The 12396-nt window shown below is 51.1% G+C and carries 11 protein-coding genes; 3 read left to right on the top strand and 8 right to left on the bottom strand.

Annotated elements, in window-relative coordinates; translation table 11 throughout:
• Positions 1-2: 2 nt before the first annotated feature.
• Positions 3-554 carry a hypothetical protein gene (locus WNY37_RS18510; RefSeq protein WP_342974949.1) on the bottom strand — a complete coding sequence of 184 codons (552 nt, stop codon included), beginning with the start codon at positions 552-554 and terminating at the stop codon, positions 3-5.
• Between the two features lie 43 nt (positions 555-597).
• On the opposite strand from WNY37_RS18510, the gene WNY37_RS18505 reads away from it, so the two are divergent.
• Complete coding sequence (locus WNY37_RS18505) at positions 598-1626, top strand: hypothetical protein (protein ID WP_342974948.1); 1029 nt, start codon at positions 598-600, stop codon at positions 1624-1626.
• A 94-nt stretch (positions 1627-1720) separates the two neighbouring features.
• On the opposite strand, the gene WNY37_RS18500 is transcribed toward WNY37_RS18505, so the two are convergent.
• From WNY37_RS18500 to WNY37_RS18485, 4 genes are read right to left on the bottom strand one after another with little or no spacing between them, the layout of a single operon-like run.
• Positions 1721-4384: a TnsA endonuclease N-terminal domain-containing protein gene (locus WNY37_RS18500; protein WP_342974947.1), complete on the bottom strand. Its 2664-nt coding sequence runs from the start codon at positions 4382-4384 to the stop codon at positions 1721-1723.
• Positions 4377-6152, bottom strand: coding sequence for a site-specific DNA-methyltransferase (locus tag WNY37_RS18495; RefSeq protein WP_342974946.1), 1776 nt, complete (start codon positions 6150-6152; stop codon positions 4377-4379). The genes WNY37_RS18500 and WNY37_RS18495 overlap by 8 nt, the downstream gene beginning before the upstream one ends.
• A 14-nt stretch (positions 6153-6166) precedes the next feature.
• A complete protein-coding gene (locus WNY37_RS18490; protein ID WP_342974945.1) occupies positions 6167-9055 on the bottom strand; it encodes an ATP-dependent DNA helicase in 2889 nt (962 codons plus the stop codon).
• A 34-nt stretch (positions 9056-9089) separates the two neighbouring features.
• A complete protein-coding gene (locus tag WNY37_RS18485) occupies positions 9090-9533 on the bottom strand; it encodes a helix-turn-helix transcriptional regulator (protein ID WP_342974944.1) in 444 nt (147 codons plus the stop codon).
• A 99-nt stretch (positions 9534-9632) separates the two neighbouring features.
• Between WNY37_RS18485 and WNY37_RS18480 the strand changes: the two genes are divergently transcribed.
• Together WNY37_RS18480 and WNY37_RS18475 are read left to right on the top strand one after the other, a co-directional pair.
• Positions 9633-9899: a helix-turn-helix transcriptional regulator gene (locus WNY37_RS18480; RefSeq protein WP_342974943.1), complete on the top strand. Its 267-nt coding sequence runs from the start codon at positions 9633-9635 to the stop codon at positions 9897-9899.
• 356 nt (positions 9900-10255) lie between these two features.
• Positions 10256-10597, top strand: a complete 342-nt coding sequence (locus tag WNY37_RS18475; RefSeq protein ID WP_342974942.1) for a hypothetical protein — start codon at positions 10256-10258, stop codon at positions 10595-10597.
• A 397-nt stretch (positions 10598-10994) separates the two neighbouring features.
• Here the strand turns inward: WNY37_RS18475 and WNY37_RS18470 are convergent, their stop codons facing one another.
• From WNY37_RS18470 to WNY37_RS18460, 3 genes are all read right to left on the bottom strand, one after another.
• Complete coding sequence (locus tag WNY37_RS18470) at positions 10995-11174, bottom strand: hypothetical protein (RefSeq protein WP_342974941.1); 180 nt, start codon at positions 11172-11174, stop codon at positions 10995-10997.
• 135 nt (positions 11175-11309) lie between these two features.
• Positions 11310-11540, bottom strand: a complete 231-nt coding sequence (locus WNY37_RS18465) for a hypothetical protein (RefSeq protein ID WP_342974940.1) — start codon at positions 11538-11540, stop codon at positions 11310-11312.
• Complete coding sequence (locus WNY37_RS18460; protein WP_342974939.1) at positions 11531-12115, bottom strand: hypothetical protein; 585 nt, start codon at positions 12113-12115, stop codon at positions 11531-11533. Before WNY37_RS18460 ends, WNY37_RS18465 begins: the two co-directional genes overlap by 10 nt.
• Positions 12116-12396 lie beyond the last annotated feature (281 nt).

Raw genomic sequence — 12396 nt, 5'->3', positions numbered from 1 at the left:
GTTCATGCCCACCCGTGCTGACTGGCACTTGGATTTGGCAGTGTCTTCACGAGAAACATCATGCGATCTGTGATGCGTTCCATGGCACGGGGAAAACGTTCACGCAGGTCCTGAACATTGAGGTCGAAGTAGTCGATGTTCCGTCCCGTGTGGCTGATAACCGTGTGATTAAAGAACACGGGGTCATGATGATCAGCATCAACGATGTGGGCGAACAACGGGTAAGCTCCGCTAATCGACAGTTCCGAAGCCCAATCAATTGCGTATTCTGCTTTGGCAACTGACCATGGCAGACCGACCCGATCATCACTTAGCCGCCGCAGAGCAACCAAGCTAAGGCGGCTTGATTGCGGCCAGACCTGCACCAGCAGGATGCGCCCACCGTCCTCCAGCAGAGTGGCGTAGTTGTCATCCGTGCTGCTGATGATGTTGTCGGTGGAGGCAATAATAATGGCATCGACATTTGCCAGCCGTGACGATAGCGATGCGTCTCCTTCAATGGCTTTGACGATCACATCCGTGATCTCAGTTGAATTGTAAGTATGTGTTTCCAATGACGTTCTCCTTTGTTGTCTGAACGTCTTGAGGTATACGGGGGTGATCAAAACCAATCTTCGGGGATTAAATGCCCTGATGATCACGCAATACTTTCGGAGAACGCAGATAGTCGCAGATCAGTCAGATATGTTCGATGGCAATGGGCCGAGTAATCACTCAGACCAAGATGTTGGCCTGTATGAGGAAAAGCATCTTGCAAGAAACATACCCGAACAGTTCTCAGTGGTTTGCGACCGCATCAGGCTGAAGGAAATCGAACCGAACAATCGACAACGGCGTCGCACCGACAAGCCGATCAAAATCTATTCCGACATGCTGAAGCAACTGAGCAATGAGGCAATAGACCGCGACGACGAAATTGCCATCGAAGAAGCAATCGACGAAGTTCTGGTCAGATTCTTGGCACTACAAAAAACGGTAGATATGACCGTTCCTGCGAAGAGCGTTTTCTCAACCATATCGGCGGTGGAGCGTTCACTGAACAGTGCAATCAGGAACCTCAATGACCCAGACCGAGACGCGGCTGTTACAGAAACTTCAACAGATCAGCCCGAAGATCATTCGCCGAGTGCAAAAGATATTTGGATGTCCAAAAGCCTCGCTGCGAAGGTCACTGCGACACGCCAATACCTCATAGAAACGCACAGAGAAATCTTGGAATTGAAGCGTTTTTTCAATTACAAAAGTGGCTTGGTAAAAGCAGGTAGGCCATCAACGTATTCAATGCTCTTTGCTGTCCACGCCCTCGCAGAAATCTTTGAGGCGAGAAACACCAAAGGTTTAGATGCCCAAGTCAGCCAAGTCGTCGATGGCGGACGCCAAGACCAAAAAGGGCGTAACCACAATCAATACAGATATGAGGGTGCTTTCCTCTCATTTGTGACCAGTTTTTACATGAAGGTGGTCCCTGAACAGATCAATCGAGGTAACGAAGGTTTTCCAGATCAGGTCCGAAAGTTTGCACGTCTACGATTAGAAGACCCTGATGCACACAAACTGCTGTATGCAGACAACGCCAGTCATTTTCAGTTTCTTGAGTTCATGAAACGCGCTGATGCGATGAAATGAATGCCACTGACGGTTTGGTTGAACACCGAGTTGGCTAGTCAGCCAAGCTGAATTTTGTCGATGGCATGGGTAAAACATTAGGCACTAGGAAGCACTAAGTGTTCAACTCGGCGTTGGGAACATAGGCATCCCACCCATCTTTTCCTAGGAACCCATCGAACTGTTCAGGTGTTACCAGAGCGTATTCGAATTGGTTGCCTTCGGCGAGTTTCTCAGCAGCTTCTTTCTTTGCAAGGACGACTAGATCATCCTTCTTCCAGTTGGATTTCACCTCAATAATGTGAGCCTTTCCATCATCTCGATAGACCAAGAAATCTGGGTGATAGTTGCAGACGGTGTGCGACTCGGGATGAATGTAGTAAACTTGAAATCCTGATTGGCCATGAACCAACATACCCGTAAAATAGATGTTGGTCGTCCTGTCATCCCCCAGAACTCTTTGGAAGAAGTCCACCTCAGGATTGCTGTCAAAGCAATAGGTGTCGAGGTGGAATGACTTTGAACGTTTCCCATCGAACTCTGGGTAGTCACGCCGTGCGATCAGATGTTCTTGTGCTTTGAAAGTGAAGGTTGGCAAACGATTGGATTGATCGTTGTAACCACGGATGAGTTCGACTTCCTCCTCCACCGAGTTCTGGAACTTTTCGACTTCGAAGAAGGCATGGAACAGGTGTGGGATCAGCACATCATAGATAAAATCGTTGGCCTTGTTCACGACCGTCAGAATTTCATCGAACGACACGTTCGTGCTTGCCAATGCATCCTCGACATCAAAAGCACTGATCTGATCACCTGAAAAGTAGCGGGCAAGCTCACCGACCAGTGTGATCTTTGAGTATGTCTTGTGGGACTGTCGATCAGTGATGTCTTCGACAGAGGATGGCTTATCCTTCAGGTGAGTCCGTGTCTGTAGCGTGATCTTGAACTGCTCCATGGCCGCATCGGACACATCGAGTGTTAGCGTATCAGGCTGATCCTTTTTAACTGTTCGATACAACTCACGATGGCGCTTCATTTTGATGATCACGGGGGGCGGCACAGCGGTGACCTCGACGGTCACGGACGTATCGGTCTTCTTCGGTCCTAACTCTTCTGTGGTGACGCGGAAGTTCTGCTGCAACTCATCGTCCAAGATTGCTTGGTTCTCGGCTGAGAGGTAAATGTGACCCGTCTCTTGGTTGGGACCGATTGATCTCAGGCAGCGCATCGTGGACTGAAGCACAAAGATACGGGACTTGGGCTTACGATACAGGGCGACGCCGAACAGAGACCGACAGTTCCAGCCTTCGCCACCCTTACCAACGAGCAGAATGAACTGCTTGTTGGAATCTTCCGTGTCGAGACGATTGAACTCCCGAATGTCCTCATTGGTCGTCAGGCTGGTGTCACCAACGTTTCTCAGGATTTTGTCCGTGGAAACACCTAGCTCCGATAGCACCCGTTCAATGGCAGGCTGAAGGTCGTTCTTGAGTTCATCGATGGTTGACGCGAACAACGCCAGCTTTGGCAACATCCCTTCATGACGGGTCTCACCTTGGTGTTCCCAGAAGTGGGTGATGACTTCCCTGATGAAATCGTCCGACTTAATGTTGCCTGTGTAGGTATGGAACTCAGGTTGCTTTAGGTATTTGTTATCGATGGCCCCTTTGAGACCATAGGCATAGACGACCTCAGGCATGATACGATCTTTGACGTATGGTGTGCCTGTGTAATTGTAACATCCCACAACGCTGCTCTTGCGATGTTCCAACGCCTTTGCCAGTTCATCGATGGTTGTGCGTAGGGCAGAGGCTTGCTTGGCCTGTCCAAGGTCCTTCTCCAGTGAAGTTCCCATGGAGTGGTGCGCCTCATCCACATAGATGCCCAGACGAGGTAACCTGGCGATCCGTTGGAACCTTGCGTTCACAGCGAGGTCTGCGTCGGTCTCAGGGGCATCCTCGCCCAACATGTCGTAGAGTTCGCCATAAACCTCAGAGAGAGTGCCTTTCTTCTCGGCAAATAGCTTTTCAGTCGCTGATGGCTTGGCCGACTTGCGCTTGAGGATGATCTTCTGGGTGTTCGAGATGATGATGTTGAACGATGACCCGTCTTGCGCACCGATGGTGGACGCTGTGTCATCAAGGAAATGGAACTTGAGGTTGGTGCGCAGGAAGTTCGCGTATTCTGGTGGCACGACTTGGGACAAATCGAAAGTCTGGATTTCACGCAGCGATTGAAGGACCGTCTTGTCGGGTGCGAACACCAAGGCGTTGCGGCAATACTTGTCGTCCTTGCCAAACTTGTTGGCCAGCAGGAACTCATAGAAGATGCATGTGGCCATCAGGATCGTCTTCCCAAGGCCCATGGTCAGCGCAAAGATGTAGTTGGGATATTCACGTGACCGTTCGCTCATCTTAGCGAACAGGGCCTCGTATTGATCTTCACCGATGATCTCTTCAAAACCCAGAAGCATCCCCTGACCCTGCTTGGACGCATCAGCCTTCACCAGCCCTTCAAAGATGCCTTCACCCTTTGCCCATTCCTTGAACAACTGGTGGACATGACGGTTCTCGCCGAACTCCTTCAGAAAGACATACATCTCGAAGGCTTCGAACTGGGGGCGACGCAGGTAGGCATCCGCCCGCAGGTCGGGGTCGTTGAAATCCAGCAGGTGCTTGGACAACTTGCGATACTTGGTCCTGATCTTTCCCTTGTTGGTCTGCAAAAAGTGATACAGGGCGTTGAAGAATGCGAAGTCCTGATTGATCTTCTTAGCCATGGTCGATCTCGCCTTCCCATGACTCTGACAGCAGGTCGGTGATCTTCACACGGATGGTCGAGGCATCGTCGGGGATCGGATAGCGGCCATTGACCAATTCGTTCTTGTCGGGCGCATCAATAAGCTCTGGGCTGAGGACCGCACCATCATAATTCCAGTCCACCTTGATCGTCTCAACCAGTTGCCGCCAGTCTTCGACTGCATCCGTGTCCATTGAGAGCTTCTGGAGCAGGTTGAGGGGGTAGAAACCCGCAATCTCAAGATGACCGTCCTTGATGACCAGTTTGGCATCTGACTGGCGTTTGAAATGCAGGTTGGCTTTGTCACGGATCAGGTCCACGACCTCGACTTCGATGTTGAACGGCTTGGCGGCTTTGACCAGTTCAGGGCCGATGTCGGGTTCATGGCCCATACAGACCAACATGATCCGATCCACGATCTTTGAGGGGGCTTCGGCCTGACGCCGTTCATAGGCTTTGAAGTCCATGCCGTTGATTACCTCGTTCAGGTCGGCACGGGTGGCAATGCGGTTCACGGGCATGATCTTGACCAGATGCTGATCACGCTGACCATCAAACACGCTGCTGGTCGGCAAGGGTTGAAGCTCCATGGCTTCTTTGATTAAGTCATTTGCCTCAGCGGGGTTGCGAAAAATGTCATAATTATTGACGTTATGGACCTCGAAACCGAGATATTGTTGCTCTGGAAGTTCGACTTCCAAATCACCGAATAAGTCGGATTGATCAGCCTTCTGTTCTTCACGAATGGAATTGAGGCGCTTGATCGTTGTTTCGATAGAGCCAAGGTTTATGTCCGCCCCGATGAAACGCCTTCCCATTTTCATGGCAACAGCTTGGGTCGTCCCAGAACCCATGAAACAATCAAAGACCAGGTCCCCAGGGGACGACGCTGCCTGCATAGCAAATGCCAGTAGTCGCTCTGGCTTCTGGGTCGGATACCCCAGACGCTCGTTGGCAACTGGGTTGATAATCGGAATTGGCCAAACGTCACCAAGACGACGAGTGTCTTCAGATTCCTTATAAAGACGATTTCCATCGTCGTCACGAAGCCAAACTCTTTCACCATCAATCTTCTGGGTGACAGGTTGCCCCTTTTTCACTTTGACGGGGACCCGAATGGGGTTTTTCATCCATTTCTTGGTTTTCGAAAACACCAAAATCGTGTCATGAAAGCTGTCTAGGATGTCGCCACCAGTGCCAAGCTTGTTTTCATAGAACCATACGATTTCGTTTTGAAACCAACCTGGCCCGAAAATTTCTTCGCAGATTTGCCGAAGGTGATGATGCTTCTTTTGATCCACATGGACCATCAGAGTTCCACTACCAGATAGCAACTCTCGTATGAGGGTCAATCGCTCATACATGAACTGGAGGTATCCATCGCCGCCCCAGATATCGGTGTATTGCTTTTCTTCAAAAGCACTTCCGTCCGATGAGGCCGATTTCCCCTTCAGCTTGATAGTTCGCTTGTAGTCAGCATTGCTGTCAAACGGTGGGTCGATATACACCATATCAACCTGCTGCCTGTAATCGCGTAGCAGGTGCGACATAACTTGGAGGTTGTCGCCCCAGAATATCTGATTTGACCAACCTGAGACTGAATCTCCGTAAGACTCACGTCGTTGAGCGGGATAATACTGTGTTGACGTATAAGGCTTTTTTCCTGCCCATCGAAGTTCGGGATAACCCCGAATAGGTGGACTTTCGAATGAAAACGTTTCAAATGTTTCTGGTTCTTTATCGGCCATCTAATTCAATTCCTTCAAGCCTTACAAAACGTCATGTCACAGAACGCCTGGAAGTCACAATTTTTGCAGAGCCGTTCAGGCCGCTCTGATATGCCATAATTCTTTTCAACAATGTTGTGGATGACTGCATCGACCTTGGCAATCGTGCCTTCGACATCCGTCGTCTCTCTGGGATAGGTGATCGTCGGCTTACCGTTCTCTTCACCCGTGTAATACAGCGTCATCCGACTGACCTGAACGCCACGCTTCTCTTCCAATAGATGCGCATAGATTTGAAGCTGACGACGATACCGAGCAAGCCGATCCGCCTCATCAATGAGGTCGGGTTTCTTCTCTGACTTGAAGTCGATGATCTCATAAGACCCGTCGTCAGCCTGAACGAGGTCAACAGTGCCAGTCAGGATATAGTCATCCTTCAGCAGGGATAACTCGACCTCAGCATCCCGCAGACGGTGGAAGTGTTCCTTTTCACGGTCCACGTAGCTGGTCACATGTCGCTTTGCGATCCTCAGCACGGGTTCGGCCAGATAGACCCGTTCCTTCTTCGTCAGGTTGGCGTAGTTCAAATCGAACCAACTGTTGATCTGGTCGGATGTGACCTTGCTCTCCTCGCCCCGCAGAACCGCCTTGTGAACGTCTTCGATGGTCTGGTGGACCAATGTGCCAAACAGGATCGCGTTGGTCCTGACGGGCGAAAATTCGAGGTCTTTGAACAGTCGGTATTGCTGGGGGCATCCTTCGAACACCAGCACGTCAGATGTGAAGGAATAGCTTTGTTTGATGTCCACTTCTTTGACATCAGCCAGGTCGATGTTGTTGGCATCGAAGGTCAGATCATGCCAAGACTGTAAATCGTCATAAACAGGCCGAAAGTAGGCGGATGGCACGTGACGCTGCCCACGTCCCTTTGGTGTGTTCTCTTGGCAGGTCAGCACCAGCATGTTCTGCGCACGGGAGAAGGCGGTGTAGAACAATCGCCAGAAGTCAAAGGTCTTGATCCGATCCAAGGGTTCAAATGGTTCACGGCCACTGAACTCTTGCTCAAGCATGACCTCCATGTCCGAATACTGCTTGCGCGGCACCGCATCGAGTGAGCCGACGATGACAATCGGGAACTCAAGGCCCTTGGACTGGTGGATCGTCATGAATGACACGCAGCCCGACGGGGCATATTCACTGTCGTCCTCATACTCTTCGATGCCACCATCCCAAAGGAACCTCATGAAGTAGTTGAACAGCATCAGAAGGTCACGTTCCAAACGGTCTGGGCGGATGACGATGACGTTGTAGAGGTATTCAAACTTGTTGAGCAGGCGGGAGAACTTGGACAGGTTTCTTGCTGGGCGGCTATCCCGCACACCAGCATGGGCGATGCCTTCATCCAAGAAGCCGCTGAAGGTTGGGAACTGCATCAAGTCATAAAACAGCCCAGAGAAGGCGTAGTTGGTGTTGTCTGTTAGACCGAGGTGGCTTTTGGCCATACCCGCCGCCCAAGCCGTGATCTGAGGGTCTGTGCCGCCCTTCAAGTGTGCAATGAAGTCACCAAGACATTCGTCATAGTAGGTCCAGACTTGAAGCGTCATGCCCTCACGTGTTTGGCGGACTGACCCGTATTGCGGGAACATAAACAGGATCGCGCCTATCATCAGTTTGATCTCGGTCCGTTCGAAGAACATGTTGGATCGCGGTGCGTAGATGGGGATGCCTGCGGCTTCCAGATCATTGGCAAATGCGACGACCTTGTGGTTGCGCACTGATCGGAACAGAAAGGCGACCTGATTCCAGTCCTTGATGATGCCACTTGCACGTTGCTTCTTCAGGAATGCAATCGTGTCATCGGCCCAGTTTTCCCCACCGTCATCGCCTGACACCTTGAATACAGTCGGGTGGGCTGAAGGCTTTGAGTTTGCGGCTTCAATCGTTTTGTCAAAGCGGAACGATTTCCCGTCAGCATCCCATTCCGTCGTCTCCATCCACCTATTGTAGAAGTCGATGATGGGTGGTTCAGATCGGTAGTTCTGTGTGAGCTTCACCTGCTGGCATTCGCCTTTGTTGAAGCGGCTTGGGAACTCAAGGATGTTACGAATCGATGCGCCACGGAAGCGATACAACGCCTGGTCATCATCGCCCACGACGCAGATGTTCCGATGCTTTTCCGCCAGCTTCAAGATGATCTTTTCTTGGATTGTGTTGGTGTCTTGGTATTCATCGATCATGAGATAATCGAAGCGACCTTGGATTTCCTCGGCAACTTCGGGGTTGTTCAGCAAACCTAGCATTTCAACTTGGATGGTAGAGAAATCGAGGTAATTGAACTCACCCAGCAGCCTTTGATAGGTGAGGTAGGCTTCTCCCGATGCAGTCATTTCTGGAAGTTGACTGCCTGCCAAATCTTGCCCCGAAATACCCTCTTCGCTGATCTTGTTCAGCCAAGCTGTCAAAGCCCCAGCAAAGCGCCAAGACGACTGTGGTCCCTTCAGGCCAAGCGCGTCCTCGATGCCTTCAATATCCCGAAACTCACCGATCTGCTGGAAGACGAAATACTGCTGATCAAACTGATCCAGAACCGTGTAATTCTTCTGAATGCGTGTATAGGCTCTGAACTCTTCCAACAGTTTCAGAAAGATGGAGTGCAGCGTTCCCACTGTAAGGTCCAAAGGGTTCCCAATGTTCTGAATGCCACCGAGCTTTGCTGTGATCCTCGTCACGAGTTCTTTGGCAGCCTTCTCGGTGAAGGTTGAGATCAGGACACGTTCTGGCGACACATCCCCTGACCGCAGGATGTTGGCGACCCGTTCCACTAGGCAAAATGTCTTACCAGAGCCAGGCCCAGCAACGACGAGGAGTGGTCCCTCGGTAGTCGAAATTACTTCAGCTTGTTCTGGGTTTGGACTGACGCTCATCTTTGGGTCCGCCACGGCGTGATTTCTATTGGCATCATGCAGATTGCCCCAGAATACCGTAGACCATGGCATCATATCGCGACGGGTCGAATTTAGTTCCGTGGGTATCCAGCACCCGTGATGTTTCCAGTCGCAATACCTCAACCACAGCGGTGCGCAGAGCCTTGGGGTTCGGCCTCAGGTCTAGGTCCTGCACGATCAGTTCGATATGCTCCACGACTTCGCCCAGACGGTCGAAATCGGTTTGGGTGGGGGCCACCACTATGTTGCCCTCGAACATCTCTGAAACTGACAAACCGTAGGCCGCAGCGATATCCACCAGACGCTGTGCATCCACCTTGGTCTCGTTGCTTTCCCATCGCCATAAATTGGTCTTTGGCACCCCAAGAAGCTTGGCCGCTTCACCAAGGGATAACGCCTTGGATGCACGGGCCTTCTGTAGGATTTCACCAAACGATCTTGCAGCAGCATTTTTCATCCTTTTGGTATTCCACAACGTGGAACGGGAGGGAAGTAAAACGATCTGGGGGCGCTCTTAATAATTGCGAATCGTTCCATTTAGTGGAATATGGCATGCATGACATTGACACAATATCTCCAAACCAATCGCCTGAGCCTGAATGACCTCGCAAAACAATGCGGGACGAGTGCCAGCACGATTCTTCGCGTGAAAGACGGAACGGTTGCCCCGTCAAAGCGCGTCGCACGTGCGCTGTGGGATGCCACAGGTGGTCAGGTATCCCCCAACGACCTGTATGGCCTGCATCACGCCGAGGGGCATTGCACCTGTCATGTCTTGCTACGCCCACAACCCATCAAACATGGAGCGCACCTCAATGAGTAACATAACGACAGTCGGAATCGTCATTGCAGCAGGTGTTGCAGGCGTCATCTTCCTCAGCGGGGGAGGATTGGAACGCAACCTTCGTGCCTGCCTTGAAGATCAGAGCAACCGCATCTCAAGCCAAGATCACGTCTATATGACCGAGGCCCTCGGTGAAGAGATTTGGCGAAGCTACCCAGACGGAACGGCCACGAGGTTTGTGAAGTATCGGGTCCGAGGATCGACCACAGTAAAAACCGCGACATGCAGGTGGTGACACACCGATCATGAGCAGTTGGCTTGAATGCCATTGCTTGGTTCACACATAACCGCCCCCCCCCAAATGACCAAAACATACCCAACCACAAGGACCCAAAATGAAAAGAACTATTCTGACTCTCGCTTCCCTGATCGCAGTTTCGGCCTGCGCTGAAATCACCACAACGCCCGACCCCATTACCCAAGCTGTATCTGGTCGCACTCTCGTCGCAGGCGATACACGGTTAACAGCAGATGCCAACGGCGCATTGATCGGCACATTGGCGGGTGGTGACACATTGTCTGGCACATGGCGAATTAGTAGCGGTAAATGGTGCCGCACATTGACGTTGCCCGCGCGGTTTGCTGGTCCTGAAGTTTGTCAGGACGCGGCACTGACAGACGGTCAACTTGTGATCGTTGGGTCCAACGGTAACCCAACGGTTTATACAATCGAATAACGGTGCCCGTTGCCCACATCTTTGCAACGATTCCATCCCGAGCATCCGCTGATTTCAGCATCTGAAAAGCAGGACATCTTCGAGCGGCTCTGCCATCGTAACGCGGTTAGACGTGAACGGGGCATCCGTTTGGTGAGTATTCCAGCGGTCTATGCATATCAGGTCAGGGTCATAGCCACGCGGCGCTACGTTGCGTGGCTGGACCAGATCATGGCCTTTGCTTTCGCCGAGGCCACGTGGCCGCATCATCCTATTGCAAGACATGAACTGGCAGCGCGTTTGCACCAATATGCCGTTAGCAAACTTAGCATCTCCGATCCGCGAATGAAAAAGCCGCACCCCAATGAACTGTTAGAGCGGTTCGCATCCAGCACAAACATCGTTCATGTAACCGCGTTCAATGCGCAGGTTGCACGTCAGGCTGATCCACATCCAAAAACTCGCCTTCATTGATGAAGAACGCCAGACAATGGCTGATCAACTCCCCAGTGGGCATATCATTTTCGACTGCCAACACTCTGGCTTGACGATACAGTTCATCGTCGATGTTCCTGATGGTTTTGCGTGTGCTGCTCATGCTGCATCCTCCCACCCCTATTTATCTCAACAGGCTGGCATGTGGGCCAATAAGGCCGAGAATTAGCGGCTATGAAAAATCCGCTACCATCGGACGAATTGGACCAAAAGATTGCTGGGAAAGTTAGGCCCTATTCTAAGGATAAACACTCTCACGCCCTTCCTGATAGTCGCCAACAACCCAGAAAAAACTTTGAATGTCTATTCGGTCACGGGGGGCCAACACTTTCAACTCCCGCTCAGTTTGGACAGCCAAGTCAATTAGCGACACATAGGTTTCGTAGGTGAGTTGTGCGTCATAGATCGCTGCCAGTGGGTGACCGACCCGCGTCGCGAAATCTTTGGTTGCTTCAGGCTTCAAAAACATATGCGTCTCTGGTTGCCAAAGAAATGGGAGATAGGTGACGACTGTCCACTTGGCACAGTCGTATGGCTTGAGTTTCGCAGCCAAGTTCGAAAGGGAAGATGGATCTTTTTTACTGTGAATTTGGCTACTGCCTGAACGATTGCATCACTGTCCTTACCACGCAGAACATCTTGTAGTTTGGTTTTCTCAAACGGCGATAGCATGTTCGTCGAGCGGTAAACCGAAAGTATAGCCTCGCCAAAACCACTACCCTCAAGGGTGTCTGACAGCGGCGCTAGTGCTTCAAGCTTTTCTTTGGCGGCTAACTTATATGCACGTTCTTGTGAATTAAACCCATCAGAATGAAATCCATTCGGGAAGAACTTCTGAAACCTTGCAAGCGCGCCCTTGTAGCCAAAATACTTAGGATCAGACTTCCCCGCTTCACGATGAAGAGTTTCCCATACCTTATCAATCTCGGTGCCCTGAACACATATTATTCCATCTGCCAGCCCGAAATACTTACCGTCCTGCTCAACCAGACGCAAAACACGTTTGCCCAAAGTGCCATTTCTGATCGTCGTTGCTTTGGCCATTCGTTGCTCCATCAAATCTGATTGAGTGGCGAATATACCGCCGCAACATAGCCGCCACTTTTAGAATACTAGCCGCTGCGGCACAGAGGGGAAGGCGCTTCGCGAAAAACTCAAGTAGACCATTTTGTCCCACTTTCGGGCACGCTTTGCCAGAGTGGGACAATCGCAAATCGTAAGCGACTGATTTTACTGTGTATTTTAGTAAAAATGGTGCCCGGGGGCGGAATCGAACCACCGACACGAGGATTTTCAATCCACTGCTCTACCCCTGAGCTACCCGG

The sequence above is a fragment of the Henriciella sp. AS95 genome, from assembly GCF_038900055.1.
Lineage (GTDB): Bacteria > Pseudomonadota > Alphaproteobacteria > Caulobacterales > Hyphomonadaceae > Henriciella.
This window is presented reverse-complemented; position numbering and strand designations above follow the sequence as displayed.